Consider the following 23,498-nt stretch of genomic DNA (forward strand, 5'->3'; position numbering starts at 1 on the left):
GATCAACCCGGGAGGCTCCCGGGGTTAGGTGGTGCGGTCGGCGATGTGGTCGCAGAGGGATTCGAGGGCGTGCCGGGCGGGGATGTCGGGCAGCGGGGCCAGGTGGGTGCGGGCCTTCTCGGCGTAGCCACGGACGGTTTCGCGGGCCTGCTTGAGGGCCGGGCTCTCGCGGAGCAGACCGAGCGCCTCGGCGTGCAGGGCGTCATCGGTCAACGGGCCGGAGCCCACGATCTCCCGCAGCCGCGCGGAAGCGGCATCCGCCTCGGACGCCAGGGCGTACAGCACCGGCAGGGTGGGGACGCCCTCCCGCAGGTCGGTGCCGGGCGTCTTACCCGACTCCGCCGACTCGCTGGCGATGTCGAGCACGTCGTCGGAGAGCTGGAACGCCACCCCGATGGTCTCGCCGTAGCCGGCCAACGCCGCCACGTGCTCCGGAGTGGCCCCGCTGAACAGCGCTCCGAAGTGCGCGCTGGTGGCGATCAGAGAACCGGTCTTCTCCGCGATGACGTGCAGGTAGTGCCTCACCGGGTCGTCGCCGACGCGGGGACCGGTGGTCTCGGCGATCTGGCCGTGCACCAGCCGGGCGAACGTCCGCGCCTGCCGGCGTACCGCCTCCGGGCCCAACTCGGCGGCGACGTCCGCGGCCCGGGCGAAGAGGTAGTCACCGACCAGGATCGCCACCGAGTTGCTCCACCTGGAGTTGGCGCTCGGTGCGCCGCGGCGCACCGCAGCCTCGTCCATCACGTCGTCGTGGTACAGCGTCGCGAGGTGGGTGAGCTCCACCACCATGGCGGCGGAGACGACCTCGGCGCGGGACGGGTCACCGAACTGGGCGCCGAGCGCCACCAGCAGCGGCCGGAACCGCTTGCCGCCGGCCTTGACCAGGTGCCCGGCCGCCTCGGTGACGAACGGATCCGCGCTCGCGACGGTCTCCCGAAGCTCCGTCTCGACGGACTCCAGCACACTGAGCACGGATTTCTCGGTCTCGGTGTCGGCGAAGTGCAGGCCGAGCGTGCCGAACTGACCGCCGCCGAGCCGGCTCCGGCGGCTGCCGGAACCGATGGCCGCTGAACGTTCGTCTCCCCGAATCACCACCCTTCAACCATGCCACACGGCCTCTACCTGCACCGGACCGGGGATATGCAGCGAGGGCCGGCCCACAGCAGTGGGCCGGCCCTCGCCAGCAGACGATCTCGCGGGCTACCGGACGAAGTCCGCAGCCCCGGACGCCAGATCGAGCAACGGCCCCGGCACCACACCGAGCACCAGGGTGGCGAGCACCCCGATCACCAGCGCCGCCGAGGTCAGCCCGCCGGGCACGGTGACGGTCGGGGTCGACTCACCCGGCTCCGAGAGCCACATCATCACCACGACCCGCAGGTACGGGAAGGCCAGCACCATGCTGGTCAGCACACCGACGATCACCAGCCAGGCGTGCCCACCCTCCAGGGCCGGGCCGAACACCGCGAACTTGCTCATGAACCCGCTGGTCAGCGGGATACCCGCGAAGGCGAGCAGGATGAAGGTGAACACCGAGGCGTAAACCGGCGACAGCCGGCCGAGCCCGGCCCACCGCGACAGGTGGGTGGCCTCGCCGTCTGCGTCCCGCACCAGGGTCACCACCGCGAACGCGGCGAGCACGGTGAAGCCGTACGCGACCAGGTAGAACATGGTGCCGGAGAGTCCCTCCTGGCCCGGTGCGAGCACACCGACCAGCAGGTACCCGGCGTTGGCGATCGAGGAGTACGCCAGCAGCCGCTTGATGTCGGTCTGGGTCACCGCGAGCACCGCACCCACGAGCATGGTGAGCACCGCCACCGCCCCGAGCACCGGGGTGAAGTCCCACCGCGCCCCCTCGAAGGCCACGTGGAACACGCGCAGCAGCGCGCCGAAGGCGGCGACCTTGGTGCAGGCCGCCATGAAGCCGGTGATCGGGGTCGGTGCACCCTGGTAGACGTCAGGCGTCCAGACGTGGAACGGCGCGGCGGCCGCCTTGAAGAGCAGGCCGATCGAGACCAACGCCATGCCGGCGAAGAGCAGCACCGGGCTCTGCGTGGAGTTGGCCACCGCCGCGTGGATGGTGGCGAAGTCGACAGCGGCCGGACGCTCGCCCATACCGGCGGTGAAGCCGTAGAGCAGCGCCACGCCGAACAGGAAGAAGGCCGAGGCGTACGCGCCGAGCAGGAAGTACTTCATCGCCGCTTCCTGGCTCAGCAGCCGCCGGCGGCGGGCCAGCGCACAGAGCAGGTAGAGCGGCAGCGAGAAGACCTCGAGCGCGATGAACATGGTCAGCAGGTCGTTCGCCGCAACGAAGATCAGCATTCCGCCGACGGCGAAGGTGACCAGGGGGTAGACCTCGCCGGCACCGCCCGCGTTGGCGGCCTGCCGCCGGTCGTCCGGCGAGTCGGCGGTGATGGCGGCCTGGGCGACGAACGCGCCACCCCGCTCGATCGCCCGCTCACCGACGAGCAGCAGCGCCACCGCCGACAGGGCCAGGATCGCGCCCTGGAGGAAGAGCGTGGGGCCGTCGATGGCGATCACGCCGATGGTGATCACACGCTTGTCGGCGTTGACCACCACCATGGTCAGCGCGGCGAGCACCGCCAGCAGCGCCAGCGGCAACTGAATCGGGTGCCGCAGCCGCCGGGGCACGAAGGCCTCGACCAGCACCCCGAGCACCGCCGCACCCATCATGATCAAGATCGGTGCGAGGGCCGCGTAGTCGATCGGCGGCAGTACGAACTCGGGGGTCATCGAGTAGCCTCCTGGACGCTGTCTACCGACGGGGCCGGGTCGGTCCGGCCGACGTCCTGCATGGTCGCCTGGACGGCGGGGTTGATCACGTCCGTCAGCGGCTTCGGGTAGAACCCGAAGATCACGATCAGCGCGATCAGCGGGGCGACGACGAACTTCTCCCGCAGGTTGAGGTCACGCTTCATCGCGTCGATCTCGGTGAGCGCCGGGTTCAGGGTGCCCTGCGTGGTGCGCTGCACCATCCACAGCACGTACGCCGCGGCCAGGATGATGCCCAGCGTGGCGATCACCGCGACCGGCTTGTTCACCGTGAAGGTGCCGATCAGCACCAGGAACTCGGAGACGAACGGCGCGGTGCCGGGCAGCGCCAGCGAGGCGAGACCGGCGAAGAAGAGCACCCCGGCCAGCACCGGAACCAGCTTGCCGGCACCGCCGAAGTCGCTTACCAGGGCCGAACCCCGGCGCGCGATGAGCATGCCCACCACCAGGAAGAGCAGGCCGGTGGCGAGGCCGTGGTTGACCATGTAGAGCACCGCGCCCGTGCCGGCCTGGGTGGTGAAGGCGAAGAGGCCCACGCCGATGAAGCCGAAGTGCGCGATCGACGTGTACGACACCAGTCGCTTCAGGTCGTTCTGCCCGACCGCCAGCAGCGCGGCGTAGATGATGCCGATCACCGCGAGGCCCAGCGCCCACGGCGCGAACCACTGGGCCGCGTCCGGGAAGAGCGGCAGGCAGTAGCGGATGATGCCGAAGGTGCCGACCTTGTCCAGCACGCCGACCAGCAGCGCGGCGGCGCCGGCCGGTGCCGCGCCACCGGCGTCCGGCAGCCAGGTGTGGAACGGGAAGAACGGCGCCTTGATGGCGAAGGCGACGAAGAAGCCGAGGAACAGCCAACGCTCCGTCCCGGTGGAGATGTCCACCTGGGACAGCGCCACCCAGTCGAAGGTCTTTCCGCCGACCACCCAGAGGCCGATCACCGCGGCCAGCATGAACAGGCCGCCGACCAGGGAGTAGAGGAAGAACTTGACCGCCGCGTACTGCCGCTGGTGACCGCCGTAGCTGCCGATGAGGAAGTACATCGGCACCAGCATGACCTCGAAGAACACGTAGAACAGGAAGACGTCGGCGGCGGCGAAGACGCCGATCATCGTGCACTCGAGGACGAGCAGCAGCGCGAAGTAGACAGGCACGGACCGCTTCGAGGACTCGGCGTCGTGCCAGGAGGCCAGGATCACCAGCGGCACCAGCACCGCGATCAGCATCAGCATCACCAGCGCGATGCCGTCGGCGGCGAAGGTGAAGTTGACGCCCCAGTTGGGGATCCACGGGTACGACTCGCGGAACTGGAAGCGGTCGCCATCGACCTGGAAGGCCACCCACATGACCACCGACAGCGCCAGCACCAGCAGCGACCAGCCCAACGCGACCTGCTTGGCCAGCGTCGGCCGGTTGCGCGGCAGGAGGGCGACCACCACAGCGCCGACCAGCGGCGCCACGGTGAGCACCGAGAGGAACGGGAAGTCGGACATTATGCGGCCTTACCTCCGTCGTCGATGCGCGGTCCGCCGGCGACGGCCGCCTGAAGGTCGATCACGCCAACCACCCCGCCTGTACCGCCAGGAACGCGGCCGTCACCAGCAGCGCGCCGGCCAGGATCGAGGTGGCGTACGACCGGACGAAGCCGGTCTGCAGCCGCCGGAGCCGACCAGAGCCGCCACCCACCCCGGCGGCCAGGCCGTTGACCAGCCCGTCGATGCCCCGGTTGTCCAGGTAGACGAGCGCCCGGGTGAGGAAGATGCCGGGCTTCTCGAAGACCGCCTCGTTGACCGTGTCGGTGTAGAGATTCTTGCGGGCCGCGGTGACCAGCACCCCGGCCGGCTGCGGCTCGATCGCCGTACCGCCACGGAACAGGAACCAACCCAGCACCGCGCCGGCCACCGTGACGCCCAGCGACAGCACGACGATCGCCCAGTGCGGCAGCACCGCCTCGTGGTGCGCCTCGGCCGCGGCGAGACCACCGGTGGCGGTCAGCCAGTCCGGGACCGAGGTGGCCAGCAGCCAACCGGCCCCCAGCGAGCCGACCGCGAGCAGGATCAGCGGGACGGTCATCAGCAGCGGAGACTCGTGCGGGTGCTCGATGTCGGTGGTCCAGCGCTTCGGGCCGTGGAAGGTGAGCACGAAGAGCCGGGTCATGTAGAACGCGGTCAACCCGGCGCCGAGCACCGCCGCGCCACCGAAGAGCCAGGCCGTCCAGTCCTCCCGCTCGAAGGCGGCGGCGATGATCGGCTCCTTGGAGAAGTAGCCGGAGAACGGGAACATGCCGATGATGGCCAGCCAGCCAGCACCGAAGGTCAGCCAGGTGATCTTCATGTACTTCGACAGGCCGCCGAAGCGGCGGATGTCCACCTGGTCGGACATGCCGTGCATGACCGAGCCGGCGCCGAGGAACATGTTGGCCTTGAAGAAGCCGTGCGCCAGCAGGTGCACGATGGCCAGCGCGTACGCCGCGCCGCCCAGGCCGACACCGAGGAACATGTAACCGATCTGGCTCACCGTCGACCAGGCCAGCACCCGCTTGATGTCGTCCTTGGCGCAACCGATGATCGCGCCCATCAGCAGCGTCAGCGCGCCGACGCTCACCACCACCAGTTGCAGCGTGGTGTTGGCCGAGAAGATGATGTTGGAGCGGGCGATCAGGTAGACGCCCGCGGTGACCATCGTGGCGGCGTGGATCAGGGCCGACACCGGGGTCGGGCCCTCCATCGCGTCCGGCAACCATGCCTGGAGCGGGAACTGGCCGGACTTGCCGGCCGCGCCGAGCAGCAGCAGCAGGCCGAGCACCAGCACGGTGCCGCCGGCCAGCGCACCCACCCCGCTGAACACCTCGTCGTACTGGGTGGTGCCCAGGGTGGCGAACATGATGAAGATGGCGATGGCCAGACCGGCGTCGCCGACCCGGTTCATCAGGAACGCCTTCTTACCGGCGGTGGCCGCGGCCGGCCTGGTGTTCCAGAAGGAGATCAGCAGGTACGACGCCAGACCGACGCCCTCCCAGCCGAAGTAGAGCATCACGTAGTTGTTGCCAAGGACCAGCAGCAGCATGGCCGCGACGAACAGGTTGAAGTACGCGAAGAAGCGTCGACGACCCGGGTCGTGGGCCATGTACTCGACCGCGTACAGGTGGATCAGGAAGCCCACGCCGGTGATCAGCAGTACGAAGACCCCGGCCAGCGGGTCGAACAGCAGGCCGAAGTCGACGTGCAGGCCGCCGACCGCGATGAAGTCCCAGAGACTGAGCTGCACCGACTTGTTGTCCAGGCCGCGCAGCCCGAAGAAGTAGGTGAGCCCGAGCAGGAACGCGGCACCGACGGCTGCCACCCCGAGCCAGTGCCCCCACCGGTCGGCCCGCCGACCGAGCAGCAACAGCACCGTCGCGCTGATCAGCGGGATCGCCACCAGCAGCCAGACGCTGCTGAGCAGGCCGTCGGCCGTCGCGTACGAGACCGTCTCGGCCGGAGCAGCCTGGGCGTACGTCAAGATTTCGTCCACCGGTGGACCCCTCTAGTACTTCAGCAGGTTGGCGTCGTCGACGCTGGCGGAGCGCCGGGTGCGGAAGATCGCCATGATGATGGCCAGCCCGACCACGACCTCGGCCGCGGCCACCACCATCACGAAGAACGCCATGATCTGGCCGTTGAGGTCACCGTTCATCCGGCTGAACGTGACAAGCGCCAGGTTGGCCGCGTTGAGCATCAGCTCCACGCACATGAACAGCACGATCGCGTTGCGCCGCACCAGCACCCCGGCGGCCCCGATGGTGAACAGCGCCGCCGCGAGGACCAGGTAGTAGTTCGGCTCGACCGAGAAGAAGTCGCTCACCGGGCCGGCCTTTCGTTCGCGACTGCGGGGCTCGCAAGCTCACTCCTCGCGCTCACTTTTCAGTGCCCTTCAACGTGGTCTCCTCGGCGGTCAGCTCGCGTACCGGCAGGATCTCCGGCGTACTCCGGTCGCTGAGCCGGCCGTCCGGCAGGCGGGCCGGCGTGGCGACCGACGACGAGGTGGCGAAGACACCCGGGCCGGGCTTCGGGCCGGGGTAGTTACCGGGCGCGAAGCGGGCCTTCATGGTGGCGATCTGATCGCGCTTGTCCTCCTTGCGCCGCTCCACGTGCGCCAGGACCATCCCGCCGATGGTGGCGGTGATCAGCAGCGCCGCAGTGAGTTCGAACGCGAAGACGTAGTCGGTGAAGAGCAGCTGGGCGATGCCCTGCACGTTGCCAGCGGCGTTGGCCTGCTCCAGACCGACCGGAGCGCTGCCCTCGGTGGCCCGGTAGACCCCGCTGCCGAGCAGGGCGGCGAACCCGATGCCCAGGCCGATCGCGGCGATCCGCTGACCGCGCAACACCTCGATCAACGAGTCCGAGGCGTCCCGGCCCACCAGCATCAGCACGAACAGGAAGAGCATCATGATCGCGCCGGTGTAGACGATGATCTGCACCATGCCGATGAACGGACCCGCCTGGAGCACGTAGAACACGCCCAGGCTGAGCATGGTCAGCACCAGCCAGAGCGCCGAGTGCACGGCGTTGCGGGCGGCGATCATGCCGATCGCGCCGGCCAGCGCGAGCGGCGCGAGGATCCAGAAGGTCACCGCCTCGCCGCCGGAGACCGCCCCCGCGGCGGCGAGCACCGTCGACGTGGTCATTCCTTCTCTCCCTTGTCCGCCGCGGCCCGCTGGGCGGCCTGCTCGGCACCGGGGAAGGTGACGCCCGGGTGCTCGTCCACCTGGTAGCGGCCCGGCCCCATCGGCGAACGCTCGGCCCCGGCCGAGGTGCCCGGGTTGGTGAGGCTGCCGACGTAGTAGTCCTTCTCGCTGTCACCGAGGCGCATCGGGTGCGGCGGCTGCTCCATCCCTTCCAGCAGGGGCGCGAGCAGCTGCTCCTTGGTGAAGATCAGGTCCTGCCGGTTGTCCCGGGCCAGCTCGTACTCGTTGCTCATGGTCAACGAGCGGGTCGGGCAGGCCTCGATGCAGAGCCCGCAGAAGATGCAGCGGGCGTAGTTGATCTGGTAGGTGCTGGCGTACCGCTCGCCCGGCGAGAAGCGCTGCTCGTCGGTGTTGTCGCCACCCTCGACGTAGATCGCGTCCGCCGGGCAGGCCCAGGCGCACAGCTCACAGCCGATGCACTTCTCCAGGCCGTCCGGGTGCCGGTTGAGAATGTGCCGCCCGTGGTAGCGCGGCGCCGGCGTCGGCGGCGTGAACGGGTAGTCGGTGGTGACGACCTTCCTGAACATGTGCGAGAAGGTGACCCCGAAGCCCTTGAACGTTCCGGTGATCGCGCCCACGTCACACCTCCTCAGAGTCCTGGCCGGCGGGAACGTTTGCCGGTTCCCGCTCGGCGACCATGCGCCGGGTGCGCGGGCTCGGTGGTACCTGAAGGTCCAGCGGGGGCAGCGGGAAGCTGCCCTGCGGCCGGTTCTCGACCTGCTCGGCGAGGGTCGGCTGCGGCTTCGGCTTGCGGCTCGGCCAGAACACCGCGGCGAGCAGCAGGATGCCGGCCGGGATGCCGATGGCGTACAGGCGGCTCTGGGTCTCCCAGCCGTCGACGGTGCGCAGCCAGGCCAGCGCCACGATCCAGACCAGGCTGATCGGGATCAGCACCTTCCAGCCGAGGCGCATGAGCTGGTCGTAACGCAACCGGGGCAGCGTGCCACGCAGCCAGACGAAGACGAAGACCAGCAGAATCACCTTGCCGAAGAACCAGAGCAGCGGCCACCAGCCGGAGTTCGCGCCCGACCAGATGCTGATCGGCCACGGCGCGTACCAGCCGCCGAGGAAGAGCGTCACGGTGAAGGCCGACATGGTCACCATCGCGACGTACTCGCTGAGCATGATCAGTGCGAACTTCAGCGAGCTGTACTCCGTCATGAAGCCGGCGACCAGCTCCGACTCCGCCTCCGGCAGGTCGAACGGCGGCCGGTTGGTCTCGCCCACGATGGAGATGAAGAAGACCACGAAGCTGGGGAAGAGCAACACCGCGTACCAGCCGGGCCCGTCGAGGTCGAGGCCGAACAGGCTGAGCGTGACGCCGTTGCCCTGGGCGGCCACGATCTCGCTGGTGGACATCGTGCCGGCGAGCATGAAGACCGCCACGATGGAGAGCCCCAGCGCCACCTCGTACGAGATGAGCTGGGCGGTGGAGCGCAACCCACCGAGCAGCGGGTAGGTCGAGCCGGAGGCCCAACCGGCGAGCACGATGCCGTACACCGCGAGCGACGAGAGGGCGAGCACCACCAGCACCGCCACCGGCACGTCGGTGACCTGCAACGGCGTCTGGTGGCCGAAGATGCTCACCATCGGGCCGAACGGGATCACCGACAGCGCGGTGACCGCGCAGATCACCGAGATGGCCGGGGCGAAGAAGTAGATGACCTTGTCCGCCGCCTTCGGGAGGATGTCCTCCTTGAAGGCCATCTTCAGGCCGTCGGCGAGGGTCTGCAGCAGACCGAACGGACCGAGCTGGTTCGGGCCGGGCCGGACCTGCATGAAGCCGACGACCCGCCGCTCGAACCAGACACCGAGCAGCGTGCCGAGCAGGGCGACCAGGAAGGCAAAGACGATCTTGCCGAGGATCAGCCACCACGGGTCGTGGCCGAAGTCGGTCAACGACGGGGCCTGGGCGAGCGGATTCATGCGACACCCCCGGAGTTGAGGAGCGGACCCGAACGGCCCGCCGCGTCGGCGGCGACCGGCTCGGTCGTACCGGGCGCGGAGATCCGCACCACCGCGCCGGAGGGAGCGCCCAGGCTGCGCCGCACGGTCGAGCCCGGCGAGTTGGTGGGCAGCCAGACCACGCCGTCCGGCATCTCGGTGATCGCCGCCGGCAGGGTGAGCGCACCCCGGTCGGTGCCCACAGTCACCGGGTCACCGTCGGCGACGCCGAGCGCCTCGGCAGTGCCCTTGCCCAGCCGGACCACCGGCGGACGGGCGGTGCCACCCAGGTGCTCGTCACCGTCGGTGAGGCTGCCCAGGTCGATCAGCTGGTGCCAGGTCGCCAGGACCGCCTCGCCGGCAGCCGGCTGCGGCACCGCGGCGGGTGCCACCGACGGGGCGACCGGACGATCCGTCCGGGTCGTCGGCAGGCCACCCAGCTCACGCCGGACGCTCAGCACGTCACCGGTGCCCAGCCGCACGTCGAGCTGGGCGGCGAGCGCGTCGAGCACCCGACCGTCGGTCATCGCGGCGGTCTCCAGCACCGCGTCGAACGGACGCAGCCGACCTTCCCAGTCCAGGAAGCTGCCGGTCTTCTCGACCACCGGCGCGACCGGCAGCACGACATCCGCCCGCCGGGTCACCGCACCGGCCCGCAGCTCCAGGCTGACCAGGAACGGCACCGCGTCCAGCGCCTGTTCGGCCAGGCGCGGGTCGGCCAGGTCGGCCGGGTCGACCCCGGCCACCACCAGCGCACCGAGCTGGCCGCCGGCGGCGGCCGCCAGGATCCCGTCGGTGTCCCGGCCGGCCTGGCTCGGGATGACCCCGGCCGGAATGTCCCACGCCTCGCCCAGCTCGGCGCGGGCGGCCGGCTCGGTGACCAGACGCCCGCCGGGCAGCAGGTTGGGCAGGCAGCCGGTGTCGACCGCGCCCCTGTCGCCGGCGCGTCGCGGCACCCAGGCCAGCTTCGCCCCGGTCCGCGCGGCCACCTCGGCGGCGGCGGAGAGACCACCGGGCACGGTGGCCAGCCGCTCGCCGACGAAGAGGATCGCGCCCTCGGCGCTGAGCGCCTCGGCCACCGTGGCGTGCTCGGCGAGCACCCCGGCCTCCTCGCCCGGCACCACCCGGGCCAGCTTGGCACCGAGCTTCTCCAGGCCGCGGGTGGCGAACGGTGCGATCGCGTACACCTTGAGCTTGTTCTTCAGGTACGCCTTACGCAGCCGCAGGAAGAGGATCGGGCACTCCTCCTCCGGCTCCAGGCCGACAAGCACCACAGCCGGGGCCTTCTCGACGTCGGCATAGGTGACGTCGGTGCGGCTGGCGACCGTGCTGGCCAGGAAGTCGGCCTCCTCGCGGGAGACCGGGCGGGCCCGGAAGTCGATGTCGTTGGTGTGCAGGGCCACCCGGGCGAACTTGGCGTACGCGTAGGAGTCCTCGACGGTCAGCCGGCCGCCGGTGAGCACGCCGATGCCCTGGCCACCGTCGCGGGCGGCACGCAGCCCCTCGGCGGCGACGTGCAGCGCCTCGCTCCAGGACGCCTCGCGCAGCTCGCCGGTGCGCTGGTCACGGACCAGCGGGGTGGTGAGCCGGTCGGCGGCGCGAGCGTACTGGAAGCCCCAGCGGCCCTTGTCGCAGTTCCACTCCTCGTTGACCTGCGGGTCGTCGCCGGCCAGCCGGCGCAGCACCTTGCCCCGCCGCCAGTCGGTGCGCTGCGCGCAGCCGGCCGAGCAGTGCTCGCAGACGCTCGGGCTGGAGACCAGGTCGAACGGGCGGGCACGGAAGCGGTACTGGGTGCCGGTGAGCGCGCCGACCGGGCAGATCTGCACGGTGTTGCCGGAGAAGTACGAGTTGAAGGGCACATCGCCCTCCTCGCCCTCCGCGCCGTACTCCTCGTCCCGGTAGATGTTGATCTCCTCGGCGGAGGAGCGGTTCATCAGGTCGATGAACTTGTCGCCGGCGATCTCCTCGGAGAACCGGGTGCAGCGCTGGCAGAGCACGCAGCGCTCCCGGTCGAGCAGCACCTGGGTGCTGATCGGCAGCGGCTTCGGGTATTCCCGCTTGTGCTCGTGGAACCGGGAGTCGGTGCGCCCGGTCGACATGGCCTGGTTCTGCAGCGGGCACTCGCCGCCCTTGTCACACATCGGGCAGTCGAGCGGGTGGTTCACCAGCAGCAGCTCCATGATCCCCTCCTGCGCCTTCTTGGCGACCGGAGAGGTGAGCTGGGTACGCACCACCATGCCTTCGGCGACCGTCTGGGTGCAGGAGGCGACGGGCTTGCGCTGCCCCTCCACCTCGACCAGGCACTGCCGGCAGGCGCCGGCCGGGGCCAGCAGCGGGTGGTCACAGAACCGGGGGATCTCGGTCCCGATCTGCTCGGCGACGCGGATCAGCAGCGCCCCCTTGGGGGCGGTGACCTCGACGCCGTCGATGGTGAGCGTGACCGTCTCGGTGGACTTGGCAACGTCGGTCATCAGTGGGCCCCTACAAGGGTCTTCTCCGACAGTTTGGGCGCAGTGCGTCCCTCGATGTAGTCGAGGTAGTCCTGCTTGAAGTACTTCAGCGACGAGGTCACCGGGCTGGTGGCGCCGTCACCCAGGCCGCAGAACGAGCGGCCGAGGATGTTGTCGCAGGTGTCCAGGAGGGTGTCCAGGTCGGCCTGGGTGCCCTGGCCGGCGAGGATGCGCCGGTAGACCCGGACCATCCAGTAGTTGCCCTCCCGGCACGGGGTGCACTTGCCGCACGACTCGTGGTGGTAGAACTCCAGCCACCGGTAGGTCGCGTAGACCGGGCAGTCCTGGTCGGAGAAGATCTGGGTGGCCGTGGTGCCGAGGATCGAACCGGCGGCGGCCACCCCCTCGAAGTCCAGCGGCACGTCCAGGTGCTCGGCGGTGAGCAGCGGGGTCGACGAGCCACCCGGCGTCCAGAACTTCAGGTTGTGCCCCGGCTGCATCCCGCCGGCCAGCTCGATCAGCTCCCGCAGGGTGATGCCGAGGCCGCACTCGTACTGGCCGGGGTTGGCGATCCGGCCGGAGAGCGAGTAGATCATCGGGCCGGCGGACTTCTCCGTGCCCATGCTCTTCCACCAGTCCGCGCCACCGAGCACGATGTACGGCACGCTGGCGATGGTGCCGACGTTGTTGACCACGGTGGGGCTGGCGTACAGGCCGTGGGTGGCCGGGAAGGGCGGACGCAGCCGGGGCTGGCCCCGGAAGCCCTCCAGCGAGTCGAGCAGCGCCGTTTCCTCGCCGCAGATGTACGCCCCGGCGCCCGAGTGCACCACCAGCTCCAGGTCGAAGCCGCTACCGAGGATGTTCTGCCCCAGGTAGCCCTTGGCCTTCGCCTCGTTCACCGCGTTGCGCAGCCGCCGCGCGGCGTGCACGGCCTCGCCCCGGATGTAGATGTAGGCCCGGCTGGCCCGGATCGCGTACGACGCGATGATCACGCCCTCGACCAGCGAGTGCGGGTCGTGCGTCATCAGCGGCAGGTCCTTGCAGGTGCCGGGCTCACCCTCGTCGGCGTTCACCACCAGGTAGTGCGGCTTGCCGTCGCCCTGCGGGATGAAGCCCCACTTGAGACCGGTGGGGAAGCCGGCGCCACCACGACCGCGCAGCCCGGAATCCTTGATCAGTTGGATCAGGTCGTCCGGGTGGGCCTTGAGCGCCTTGCGCAGGGCGGCGTATCCGTCCAGCTTCTCGTAGGTGCCGAGCCGCCAGGCGTCGGGCGAGAGCCAACGCTTGGTGAGCACCGGCGTCAGCTTGGCCAGGGTCTCCGGCCGAGGCGTGGTCACTGCTGAGCCCCCTTGTCGTTCGCGGAGCTGGTGGTGCTCGACTCCGCTTCCCTGAGGTTGCGCTCCTGCGCCTCGGCGTCGTCGCCGGCAGGCTTGGCGTCACCGGACGGTGCGTTGGCCGCCACCCCGGCGGCCTCCGCGGCCTGCGCGTCGCGCGGCGTGGGCGGGGCACCGTCGGTCGGGACCTTGGTGCCGGGGGCGTCCGGCACCGCGGTCTGCGCGTCCGGCTGCCGGGTCTCGGCCGTACGCACCTGCGGCGACTTGCGGTCCGGGGCCGGCACGTCAGGTGCGGTGCTGCCGGTCGGCGCGGCCTTCGCCGGGGTGGCCGGCGCCGGCTTGTCGCCGGCCTTGCCGCTGCGGATCGGCGTCTTCGGGTCGAAGCCCGGTGCCGAGATGCCGTGCTGCTGGGCCAGCCGCAGGCCACGCAGGCTCGGCTCGCCCGGCACGCCGTCGGCGACCGCTTCCGCACGCTCGTCGGCGAAGCCGGCCAACTGGACCGCCATCTCCTTGAGCGTGCAGAGCCGGGCGCCCCGGCTCGGCGTGGGTCGGCCGCCGGCGCGCAGCTCGTCGACCAGGCCCACCGCGGTCTGCGGGTCGACGCCGTCGAAGAAGTCGTAGTTGACGGTCATGACCGGGCCGTAGTCGCAGGCCGCCAGGCACTCGGCGTGCTCCAGCGTGATCTTCCCGTCGGCGGTGGTCTCGTCATGCCCGACGCCGAGGTGCTCGGTGAGGGTGTCGTAGACCTCCTGACCGCCGAGCACGTTGCACATCGTGTTGGTGCAGACGCTCACCAGCCAGTCACCGGTGGGCCGGCGCTTGTACATGGTGTAGAAGCTGGCCACCGCCCCGACCTGGGCCTTGTTCAGGCCGAGCACCTCGGCACAGAACGCCACGCCGGCCGGGGAGACGTAACCCTCCTCGGACTGCACGAGGTGCAGCAGGGGCAGCAGCGCCGAGCGGGACCGGTCGGCCGGGTAACGGGCGATGATCTCCCGCGCCCGGGCCCGCGTCTCGTCCGTGAAAACAGTCACCGGTCACAACCTCCCATTACCGGATCCAGCGAGGCGCCACCGGCGATCACGTCGGCGATCAGGCCACCCTCGGCCATCGCCGGCAGGGCCTGGAGGTTGACGAAACTCGGCTCCCGGTAGTGCACCCGGTACGGTCGGGTGCCACCGTCGGAGACCGCGTGCACGCCCAACTCGCCCCGGGGCGACTCGATGCCGACGTACACCTGGCCCGGCGGCACCCGGAAGCCCTCCGTCACCAGCTTGAAGTGGTGGATCAGGGACTCCATCGACTGCCCCATGATCTTGGCGACGTGCTCCAGCGAGTTGCCCATGCCGTCGACGCCGATGGCCAGCTGCGCCGGCCAGGCGATCTTCTTGTCGGCCACCATCACCGGGCCGGGCTTGAGCCGGTCCAGGGCCTGCTCGACCAGCTTGAGCGACTCGCGCATCTCGGCCATCCGGACCAGGTAGCGGCCCCAGACGTCGCCGTCGCTGTGCGTCGGCACGTCGAACTCGTACGTCTCGTAGCCGCAGTACGGCATCGTCTTGCGCAGGTCCCAGGCGAGGCCGGCGGAACGCAGCACCGGCCCGGTGACGCCCAGCGCCACGCAACCGGTCACGTCGAGCACCGCGACGTTCTTCGTCCGCTCCAGCCAGATCGGCTGGCCGGAGAGGAGGTCCTCGTACTCCTTGAGCCGCTTCGGCATCATCTTCAGGAACTCGCGGATCTTGACGATCGCCTCGTCCGGCACGTCCTGGGCGACGCCGCCCGGCCGGACGTACGCGTGGTTCATCCGCAGGCCGGTGATCAGCTCGAAGATCTCCAGGATGTACTCGCGCTCCCGGAAGCCGTACAGCATGATCGAGATCGCACCCAGCTCCATGCCGGTGGTGGCCACCCAGACCAGGTGCGAGGAGATCCGGTTCAGCTCCATCATGAGCACCCGGATGGTGTTCGCCCGCTCGGTCACGTCGTCGGTGATGCCGAGCAGCTTCTCCACGGCCAGCGAGTACGCCGTCTCGTTGAAGATCGGGGCGAGGTAGTCCATCCGGGTCACGAAGGTCGAACCCTGGACCCAGTTGCGGTACTCCAGGTTCTTCTCGATGCCGGTGTGCAGGTAGCCGATGACCGAGCGGGCCTCCCGGACCGTCTCGCCCTCCAGCTCCAGGACCAGCCGGAGCACGCCGTGCGTGGACGGGTGCTGCGGACCCATGTTGACGACGATCCGACCCTCGTTGATCGGGTCGACGCCGGAGACCACATCGTCCCAGTCCCCGCCGGTGACGGTGAAGACCCGGCCCTCGGTGGTCTCGCGCTCGGTGGCGTAATTCGAGGTGCTCACAGTGCCGGCCTTTCGTTCACGACTGCGGGGCTCCGCTTCGCTGCACTCCTCGCGCTCACTGATAAGACCTCCGCTTGTCGGGCGGCGGGATCTCGGCACCCTTGTACTCCACGGGCACGCCGCCGAGGGGGTAGTCCTTGCGCTGCGGGTGACCCTCCCAGTCGTCCGGCATCAGGATCCGGGTCAGCGCCGGGTGGCCGTCGAAGACGACGCCGAACATGTCGTACGTCTCCCGCTCCTGCCAGTCAGCGGTCGGATAGACCGAGGTCACGCTGGGCAGGTGCGGGTCCTCGGCGGTGACCGCGGCCTCCAGCCGGATCCGCCGCCGGTAGGTCATCGAGGTGAGCTGGTAGACGACGTGCAGCCGGCGGGCGTCGGCACCGAGATAGTCGACGCCGGACACCGAGGAGCAGAGCTCGAACCGCAGCGCCGGGTCGTCCCGCAGCACCTGGCAGACCTCGGCGATCCGCTCGGGGCGGATGTGCAGGGTCAGCTCGCCGCGATCCACCACCACCTGCTCGATGGCCTCACCGAAGGCCGGGTACGCCTCCTCCAGTGCGTCGTGCACCTCGTCGAAGTAGCCGCCGTACGGCCGGGGCGAGTCGGTACGCGTCGGTCGCGGCCGGACCAGGCCACCGAAGCCGGAGACGTCACCGCTGCCCTGGTTGCCGAACATGCCCCGGCCCGCCGGACTCGACGGCGGCAGCTCGGCGGGGGCGCCGCTGGTGGCCCCGGCCGGCGTGACCGGGATCGGCACGCCACCGGTGGTGGGCTTGGAGTCAGTCACTTGATCCCCCGGTACGGGTGGAGGTGGTTCTGGGCCTTCATCCAGTTCTCGATCCGCAGCTGCTCCTCGCGGCCCTCGCGGACGGCCTTGGTCCACTCGGCGCGGCGGGCCTTGTCGTTGCGGTACGACGACGGCATCGAGCCGTACGGCACCACCGGCACGTCACCGCGCGCCTCGCGGGCGGCGAGCATCTTGCGCCCGTTCGGCCCGAGCGGCTCGTGGCCGATCTTCTCGCGCAGCTTGAGGATCGCGTCGATGAGCATCTCCGGCCGGGGCGGGCAGCCGGGGAGATACATGTCGACCGGAACCACGTGGTCGACACCCTGCACGATGGCGTAGTTGTTGAACATGCCGCCGCTGCTGGCACATACGCCCATCGAGAGCACCCAGCGGGGCTCGGCCATCTGGTCGTAGATCTGGCGCAGCACCGGGGCCATCTTCTGGCTCACCCGGCCGGCGACGATCATCAGGTCGGCCTGCCGGGGAGACGCCCGGAAGACCTCCATGCCCCAGCGGCCCATGTCGTAGTGCGGACCACCGGCGGCCATCATCTCGATCGCGCAGCAGGCCAGGCCGAAGGTGGCACCCCAGACCGAGGACTTGCGCGACCAGTTGACCAGCTTTTCCACCGAGGTGAGCAGGACACCGGCGGGAAGCTTCTCCTCGATACCCATTGCGCTTCCTTCCTCAGTCCCAGTCCAGGCCGCCGCGTCGCCACTCGTAGGCGTACGCGACGAAGACCGCACCGATGAACACCAACATGGCCACGAATCCGAACACCGGCAGGATGTCGAAGGAGACCGCCCACGGGTACAGGAAGATCATTTCCACGTCGAAGACGATGAAGAGCATCGCCGTCAGATAGAACTTGACCGGGAACCGGCTTCCGCCGATCGGTTGCGGGCTAGGCTCGATTCCACACTCGTAGGCTTCGAGCTTTGCCCTGTTGTAGCGACGCGGGCCGGTGAACCGGGCGGCGGCTATCGAGAACAGCGCGAAGGCCGCGGCGAGGGCGAACAGCCCGATGATGGGTACGTAAGGCGAGAGCGACATCTTCTTCTCCTGCTCGTCCTTCCCTGCCCTCGTTCGTTGGCGAAATTCACACTATTCACATCCCACCCGGCGGCCGTCGGCGGGGGTCGAACTTACGCGCTAGACCGCTGGCGCGACCCGGGTCATCGCGTTGATCACCCGGTCCATCGCGTCACCGCCGCGCGGGTCGGTGAGGTTGGCCAGGAGCTTGAGCACGAAGCGCATGAGCGTCGGATGGGGCATGCCGTGCTTCGTCGCGACGCGCATGATCTCCGGTCGACCGATCAGCTTCACGAAGATCCCGCCGAGCCGGTAGTAACCGCCGAACCGGGTCTTCAACTCCTGCGGGTACGCCAGCAGCGCCCGCTCCCGCTCGGCACCGGCCGGTCGTGCGAGCGCCTGCACCGCGACCTCCGCGGCCAGTTCGCCGGACTCCATCGCGTACGCGATGCCCTCGCCGTTGAACGGGTTGACCATGCCGCCGGAGTCGCCGACCAGCATGACCCCCCGGGTGTAGTGCGGCACCCGGTTGAAGCCCATCGGCAGTGCCGCGCCGAGGATCGATCCCTCGGCGTTCGTCTCGTCGGTCATCCCCCACTCCGGCGGGGTGTTGGCCAGCCAGTCGGTCAGCAGCCGCCGGTAGTTGGTCTTGCCGAAGGCCGAGGAGGAGTTGAGGATGCCGAGCCCGACATTCACCCGCCCGTCGCCGAGACCGAAGATCCAGCCGTACCCGGGCAGCAGCTCGTTGGTGCCCTTGGCCCGCAGTTCCAGCCAGGACTCCAGGTAGTCGTCGTCGTGCCGGACTTCCGAGCGGTAGTAGCGGCGCACCGCCACGCCGATCGGCCGGTCCTCCCGCTTGGCCAGTCCGAGGGCGAGCGGGAAGCGGCCCGAGACGCCGTCGGCGGCGACCACCAGCGGCGCGTGGAAGGTGACGGGGGCCTTGTCCGGGCCGTTCTCGGCCTCCACCCCGATCACCTGACCCGCGTCGTCGAGCACCGGGCCGATGACGTTGACGCCGGTGCGCAGCGTGGCGCCCGCCCCCACTGCCTGCTTCGCGAGCAGGTCGTCGAAGTCCAGCCGGGTGCGTACCAGGCCGTAGTTGGGGAAGCTGGCCAGATCGGGCCAGTCCAGCTCCAGCCGGACACCGCCGCCGATCACCCGCAGGCCACGATTGTGCAGCCAGCCGGCCTCGGGTGAGGTGTCCACACCCATCCGGATCAACTGCCGTACGGCACGCGGGGTCAGCCCGTCACCGCAGACCTTCTCCCGGGGGAACTCGGTCTTCTCCAGCAGCAACACGCGTACGCCGTGCCGGGCAAGGTGGTACGCCGTCGCCGAGCCACCGGGACCGGCGCCCACGACGATCACGTCGGCGTCGTTCTCCACCGCGGTCATCCGCGCCTCCTCCCGCATGCTCGTGAAATGCTTCACAAGCCAACCGGGAGGAGTCTATGACCGACGCCATAAGCTCGCGTTGTTAGGACAACCTAACCTGCCGAACGCCCGTTCACCCGCCTTGATCAAGAGTTTTACGTCCAAATTCGCGCGCCCGCCCGACGCAAACTTCTTGATCGACAGACCTCTCCGCGTCGGCGAGGTCAGGGGGTCACTGCGTCCAGGCCGGCGCGGATGGTTTCGGGAAGGTGTTCGCGCAGGGTGCCACCGGCGGCCCGATCCAGGGCCGCGAGTACCTCGGACACCACCTGGCGCACGTCGGCGGGATCCGCGCCGGCCAACTCGCGGAGCTGGTCGACCAGCTCCGCGGCATCGCCGGTGGCCACTTCCTTCGGATCCGTCATGCCGGCCAGCCTACGCCGACAAACCGAACTAAATCAGTGTATCGACCTAAATGGCCGATTCATCCCGGATTGCCCGGTGGAGTGCCACCACCCCGCCGGTCAGGTTGCGCCACGCCACCCGCCGCCAGCCGGCAGAGCTGATCCGGTCCGCCAGAGCGGCCTGGTCGGGCCAGGCCCGGATCGACTCGGCGAGATAGACGTACGCGTCGGGGTTGCTGGCCACGGCCCGCGCCACCGCCGGCAGCGAACGCATCAGGTACGACAGGTAGACGGTGCGGAAGGCCGGGTTGACCGGAGTGCTGAACTCGCAGACGACCAGACGGCCACCCGGCCGGGTCACCCGAGCCAGCTCCCGCAGGGCCGCGTCGGTGTCGTTGACGTTGCGCAACGCGAAAGAGATGGTCACCGCGTCGAAGCTGGCGTCAGCGAAGGGCAGCCGCAGCGCATCGCCGGCCAGCAACGGCACGTGGGGCCGGGTCCGCTTGCCGGCGTACAGCATGCCGAGCGACAGGTCCGCGCCAACCGCGTACGCCCCGGAGTGGGCAAGCTCCTCGGTGGAGACCCCGGTGCCCGCGCCCACATCGAGCACCCGGTCACCGGGACGCAGCTCGAGCGCGGCCCGGGTGGCCCGCCGCCAGAACCGGTCCTGCCCGAAGGAGAGGACGGTGTTGGTCAGGTCGTAACGGGCCGCGACCCCGTCGAACATCGCGGCGACCTCGTGCGGCTGCTTGTCCAGGCTGGCGCGCTGGCCCTGTGGGGTACGGCTCACCACTCCACTCTGCCAGCCCACCCTCGGTTGCCACCCGGCCAGGGTCGGCCACGACACAGTGCGGGCGGGATGGTCACCCATCCCGCCCGCACTGCCCTGCGTTATGTGAACGGCCCGCGCGGGCCGATAGAGGACGAACCTCAGCTGTTGGACTTCTCGTCGCCCGGGGCCACCATGACCACCCGACGACGGCGGGAGACCAGGAACATGGCCACACCGGCGAGCACCACGCCCGCGCCGACCGCACCGATCAGGCCGGCCTGCACGCCGGTGACCGGCAGGCCACCACCGCCGCCGCCACCGTTGCCGCCGTCGCTCGGGGCGGAGACCACCACGGCGAAGTCGTCGGAGTTGTCGGACGGGTCCAGGTCGGTGAACTCCGACTCGTTGGCCTTACGCAGCTCGGCCGCGGCAAAGGCCGGCTTGCGCTGCTGCTGGCTGAGCCGGGCGTCAGGCGCCAGCACACCGAAGGCGGCGGCCTCCAGCGAGCCGCCCTTGAGGGTGACCGGAGCGTCGAGGGCCTTGCTCACCTCGACCGGCAGCGGGAGGACCAGGATCGTGTCCGGCTCGAACACGAAGTTCTCGTCCTCGCAGACCACGGTGCGCTTGTCGGCGCTGAGGTCGCAACCCTCGATCGGCAGGATGGAGACGCCCTCCGGCACCTGGTAGGTCAGCTTCATGCCCTTGGCGGTCAGATCACCCTGGTTGACGATCTCGCTGTAGACGGCGGTGCGGTCACCGGGGTTCAGCGGGCCGAGTTCGTCGAGCGTGTCCAGGTCCAGCCGGCTCTTCACGTCCGGGACGATGACGCCCAGGTCGACGCCGCTCTCCGGGGTCACCTCGACGTCGATGTCGATGCTGTTGTTGCTCTCGTCGGTGTCGTCAGGCGACTCGATGCTGATGGTCACCGGGGCCTTGTACGCCCCGATGGTCTCCTCGGTCGACTTGAACAGGACGAGCGGCACCTCGGTCGTCTCACCCGGGCCAGGGATCTCGTCCTCGGCAAGCTCGCAGACCCACAGCTCGGGCTTGAGGTCACCGACGACCTCGCAGTCGCCCTGGGTGAACGCGCCCACCACGAGCTTGTCGAAGTCCACCTTGGAGGTGTCGACCTTGATGAGCACCTTGCTCGGCGTGCCCTCGCCCAGGTTGGCGATCTTGGCCCAGCCGAACTTGCCCTGGACGCCGTCGGTGGTCCGGGTACCGGCGGCGGTGATCGCCAGATCGGTCTCGGTGCCGGCTGCCTGGGCCGGCGCGCCAAGGGCGGTGAACGCGCCCGAGGCAAGCAGCGCGGCCGCGGCCAGGCTCACGGCGCGGCGGGTACGGAAGATCATGGAATGGGTCTCCCCCGTGGGCGAATGGAAACGTACGGCCGGGGACGTTAGCGGCCGCCGATCACTCGCGCCACCCCGGAACACACCCACCACAAGCTGCTCAGCTAATAGCCACTTAAGGATTGTCCGGATTGATGGCTCTTGCTGCCCCGGGGCATCCGTGGGCGCACCATGGCGGCCCAGACGCTTCGAGCCGGATGGATGGTACGACCAAGCCGTTCGGGTGACCACCGCGCACGACGCACCGTCAACCCAATGTGGCGACCGCCCTCACGGAGGGCGACCATCACGCATCCACTCAACTCGGGTCCGGGCGTGCCCGAACGGCTCGGGTTCGGCGTGCCAGATCGGCTCGGGTCCGGCGTGCGGGTCAGTTTGCTTGGACCAGCGGCAGGGATCGCGCCGCGCCGCCACCGGGCAGGGCGATCGAGGAGAAGTGCGAGACCACCCGGTCGTCGGTCGGATCGTCCTCAGGCGTGTGGTGCACGGCCAGCCGGTGGTAGAGCGTGTCCCGCTGGGCGGGGATCCGGTCGGCGGAGCGGATCATCCCGATCAGCTCGTGCAGGTTCGACCGGTGCCGGGCACCGGCCGAGGAGATCACGTTCTCCTCGAGCATGATCGAGCCGAGGTCGTCCACGCCCATGTGCAACGCCAACTGGCCAACGTCCTTGCCCGTGGTCAGCCAGGACGCCTGAAGGTGCGGCACCGTCTCGAAGAACAGCCGGGCCACCGCCACCAGCCGGAGGTATTCCAGCGTGGTCGCCTGGGTCCGGCCCTTGAGGTGGTTGTTCTCCGGCTGGTACGTCCACGGGATGAAGGCGCGGAAGCCGCGGGTGCGGTCCTGCACGTCACGGATCATCCGGAGGTGCTCGATCCGCTCGGCGGCGGTCTCGCCGGTGCCCATCATCATCGTCGCGGTCGACTCGATGCCCTGCCGGTGCGCCAGCTCCATGACCTCCAGCCAGCGTTCGCCCGACTCCTTGAGCGGGGCGATCGCCTTGCGGGGTCGCTCCGGCAGCATCTCGGCCCCGGCGCCGGCGATCGAGTCCAGCCCAGCGACCTTGATCCGGGCGATCGCCTCGTCCAGGCTCACCCCGGACACCTTTGCCATGTGCAGGATCTCGCTCGGCCCGATCGAGTGGATGGCGAGCTGCGGGTACGCCCGCTTGACCGAGGAGAACAGCTCCTCGTAGTACTCCACGCCGTAGTCCGGGTGGTGACCGCCCTGGAGCATGACCTGGGTCGCGCCCAGCTCGACCGCCTCACCGCAACGGCGCAGGATCTCCTCGGTCGGGTGAGTCCACCCTTCCTTGTGCTTCGGCGCCCGGTAGAACGCGCAGAACTTGCACGCCGTCACGCAGACGTTCGTGTAGTTGATGTTGCGGTCGATCAGGTACGTGACAATGTTGTCCGGGTACCGCCGCCGGCGTACCGCGTCGGCCGCCTCACCGAGAGCATGGAAGGGCGCCTCGGTGTAGAGCAGTAGCGCCTCCTCGGGCGTGATCCGCCCGCCGTCCGCGCCGCGTTGCAGGATGTCGTCGATCTCCCGGCTCACCGTCACACCCCGAGCGTACGCCGGGCCGAACCACCGGCCACCTGCGCCCATCCGCGACCTGGGCCACACGCTCTTCCCGTGTTCACCTGACAGGTCGCCGGTAGGAAAGGCGGCCAGCCCGGTCGCCACGCCGGTCGGGTTGACCACCTTCGGAGAGCAAACGGTTCGCTACCGTTGGTCGATGCGGCGACTCACTGATGAGACGGTCCTGGCGGTCGGCAGACTGACGTTGGCCGCGACCGAGCTGGAGTATCTGCTCGCCTGGATCGGTGCCGATCAGGCGGATGGCAACGCCGCGACCGTCTTCACCACACCCGGGGAGCCGCTGCGAGCCGCGCGAGGATCAGTTCAGTTCGCCCCGCCGGACCGACGTGACGAGTTCATCGGGTTGGTCGAGGCCGCCGGCACCTACCTGAAACAGAGTCATACGGCCGTACGCGCATTGTGGTTCGAGAACAGCATCGTCGACGCGGCGACATTCGACGAGATCTCCGCCCTGCTACTACAGTGTCGGGATCTATTGCAAGCGCTCGCTGCGGAAGTGGGTAGCGCCCCGACCCGGTGATGCAATGAAACTCCGACGCCGCACCAGCCGCCGGGTTCAGAAAGGATCATGGCTGCC

Annotated in this window: 21 protein-coding genes; 1 reads left to right on the forward strand and 20 read right to left on the reverse strand. The window is 69.5% G+C overall.

All coding sequences use genetic code 11. The features are described from left to right. Positions 1 to 24: 24 nt before the first annotated feature. From C1I93_RS07975 to mqnC, 20 genes are all read right to left on the reverse strand, one after another. Positions 25 to 1,062 (reverse strand): polyprenyl synthetase family protein, encoded by a 1,038-nt coding sequence (locus tag C1I93_RS07975; protein ID WP_420811712.1) that lies wholly within the window; start codon positions 1,060 to 1,062, stop codon positions 25 to 27. Positions 1,063 to 1,200: 138 nt separating this feature from the next. After that, the gene (nuoN, locus tag C1I93_RS07980; protein ID WP_111242589.1) at positions 1,201 to 2,754 is read right to left on the reverse strand and encodes an NADH-quinone oxidoreductase subunit NuoN; all 1,554 of its coding nucleotides are present in this window, start codon (positions 2,752 to 2,754) and stop codon (positions 1,201 to 1,203) included. Next, on the reverse strand, positions 2,751 to 4,283 hold the full coding sequence (locus tag C1I93_RS07985) for an NADH-quinone oxidoreductase subunit M (protein ID WP_111242590.1): 1,533 nt from the start codon (positions 4,281 to 4,283) through the stop codon (positions 2,751 to 2,753). The genes nuoN and C1I93_RS07985 overlap by 4 nt, the downstream gene beginning before the upstream one ends. Before the next feature lie 61 nt (positions 4,284 to 4,344). Continuing rightward, complete coding sequence (gene nuoL / locus C1I93_RS07990) at positions 4,345 to 6,303, reverse strand: NADH-quinone oxidoreductase subunit L (RefSeq protein WP_111242591.1); 1,959 nt, start codon at positions 6,301 to 6,303, stop codon at positions 4,345 to 4,347. 12 nt (positions 6,304 to 6,315) lie between these two features. Further along, positions 6,316 to 6,633: an NADH-quinone oxidoreductase subunit NuoK gene (gene nuoK, locus C1I93_RS07995; protein ID WP_111242592.1), complete on the reverse strand. Its 318-nt coding sequence runs from the start codon at positions 6,631 to 6,633 to the stop codon at positions 6,316 to 6,318. 52 nt (positions 6,634 to 6,685) lie between these two features. After that, positions 6,686 to 7,456, reverse strand: coding sequence for an NADH-quinone oxidoreductase subunit J (locus tag C1I93_RS08000; protein ID WP_111242593.1), 771 nt, complete (start codon positions 7,454 to 7,456; stop codon positions 6,686 to 6,688). Beyond that, positions 7,453 to 8,094 carry an NADH-quinone oxidoreductase subunit NuoI gene (gene nuoI, locus C1I93_RS08005; RefSeq protein WP_111242594.1) on the reverse strand — a complete coding sequence of 214 codons (642 nt, stop codon included), beginning with the start codon at positions 8,092 to 8,094 and terminating at the stop codon, positions 7,453 to 7,455. The genes C1I93_RS08000 and nuoI overlap by 4 nt, the downstream gene beginning before the upstream one ends. A 1-nt stretch (position 8,095) precedes the next feature. Next, complete coding sequence (nuoH, locus tag C1I93_RS08010; RefSeq protein WP_111242595.1) at positions 8,096 to 9,442, reverse strand: NADH-quinone oxidoreductase subunit NuoH; 1,347 nt, start codon at positions 9,440 to 9,442, stop codon at positions 8,096 to 8,098. Next, positions 9,439 to 11,931 carry an NADH-quinone oxidoreductase subunit G gene (locus tag C1I93_RS08015; RefSeq protein WP_111242596.1) on the reverse strand — a complete coding sequence of 831 codons (2,493 nt, stop codon included), beginning with the start codon at positions 11,929 to 11,931 and terminating at the stop codon, positions 9,439 to 9,441. The genes nuoH and C1I93_RS08015 overlap by 4 nt, the downstream gene beginning before the upstream one ends. Further along, a complete protein-coding gene (nuoF, locus tag C1I93_RS08020; RefSeq protein WP_111242597.1) occupies positions 11,931 to 13,247 on the reverse strand; it encodes an NADH-quinone oxidoreductase subunit NuoF in 1,317 nt (438 codons plus the stop codon). Before nuoF ends, C1I93_RS08015 begins: the two co-directional genes overlap by 1 nt. Next, positions 13,244 to 14,278 carry an NADH-quinone oxidoreductase subunit NuoE gene (gene nuoE / locus C1I93_RS08025; protein WP_111242598.1) on the reverse strand — a complete coding sequence of 345 codons (1,035 nt, stop codon included), beginning with the start codon at positions 14,276 to 14,278 and terminating at the stop codon, positions 13,244 to 13,246. The genes nuoF and nuoE overlap by 4 nt, the downstream gene beginning before the upstream one ends. Beyond that, the gene (locus C1I93_RS08030; RefSeq protein WP_111242599.1) at positions 14,275 to 15,600 is read right to left on the reverse strand and encodes an NADH-quinone oxidoreductase subunit D; all 1,326 of its coding nucleotides are present in this window, start codon (positions 15,598 to 15,600) and stop codon (positions 14,275 to 14,277) included. The genes nuoE and C1I93_RS08030 overlap by 4 nt, the downstream gene beginning before the upstream one ends. Positions 15,601 to 15,655: 55 nt before the next feature. Next, entirely contained in the window at positions 15,656 to 16,387 is a 732-nt protein-coding gene (locus C1I93_RS08035) for an NADH-quinone oxidoreductase subunit C (RefSeq protein ID WP_111242600.1), read from the reverse strand. Continuing rightward, on the reverse strand, positions 16,384 to 17,061 hold the full coding sequence (locus C1I93_RS08040; protein WP_111242601.1) for a NuoB/complex I 20 kDa subunit family protein: 678 nt from the start codon (positions 17,059 to 17,061) through the stop codon (positions 16,384 to 16,386). Before C1I93_RS08040 ends, C1I93_RS08035 begins: the two co-directional genes overlap by 4 nt. A gap of 13 nt (positions 17,062 to 17,074) precedes the next feature. Beyond that, positions 17,075 to 17,440, reverse strand: a complete 366-nt coding sequence (locus C1I93_RS08045; protein WP_111242602.1) for an NADH-quinone oxidoreductase subunit A — start codon at positions 17,438 to 17,440, stop codon at positions 17,075 to 17,077. A gap of 99 nt (positions 17,441 to 17,539) precedes the next feature. Next, entirely contained in the window at positions 17,540 to 18,814 is a 1,275-nt protein-coding gene (locus C1I93_RS08050) for a geranylgeranyl reductase family protein (RefSeq protein WP_111242616.1), read from the reverse strand. Positions 18,815 to 19,017: 203 nt separating this feature from the next. Next, positions 19,018 to 19,218, reverse strand: a complete 201-nt coding sequence (locus tag C1I93_RS08055; RefSeq protein WP_111242603.1) for a hypothetical protein — start codon at positions 19,216 to 19,218, stop codon at positions 19,018 to 19,020. Between the two features lie 46 nt (positions 19,219 to 19,264). Beyond that, complete coding sequence (locus C1I93_RS08060) at positions 19,265 to 19,987, reverse strand: demethylmenaquinone methyltransferase (protein WP_111242617.1); 723 nt, start codon at positions 19,985 to 19,987, stop codon at positions 19,265 to 19,267. A gap of 140 nt (positions 19,988 to 20,127) precedes the next feature. Continuing rightward, on the reverse strand, positions 20,128 to 21,321 hold the full coding sequence (locus C1I93_RS08065) for an LPXTG cell wall anchor domain-containing protein (protein WP_111242604.1): 1,194 nt from the start codon (positions 21,319 to 21,321) through the stop codon (positions 20,128 to 20,130). Positions 21,322 to 21,691: 370 nt separating this feature from the next. Then, positions 21,692 to 22,882 (reverse strand): cyclic dehypoxanthinyl futalosine synthase, encoded by a 1,191-nt coding sequence (gene mqnC, locus C1I93_RS08070; RefSeq protein ID WP_111242618.1) that lies wholly within the window; start codon positions 22,880 to 22,882, stop codon positions 21,692 to 21,694. Positions 22,883 to 23,015: 133 nt separating this feature from the next. On the opposite strand from mqnC, the gene C1I93_RS08075 reads away from it, so the two are divergent. Next, a complete protein-coding gene (locus C1I93_RS08075) occupies positions 23,016 to 23,441 on the forward strand; it encodes a hypothetical protein (protein ID WP_146603459.1) in 426 nt (141 codons plus the stop codon). Positions 23,442 to 23,498 lie beyond the last annotated feature (57 nt).

Origin of the sequence: Micromonospora endophytica, assembly GCF_003236305.1 — a bacterium.
GTDB classification, from domain to species: domain Bacteria; phylum Actinomycetota; class Actinomycetes; order Mycobacteriales; family Micromonosporaceae; genus Micromonospora; species Micromonospora endophytica.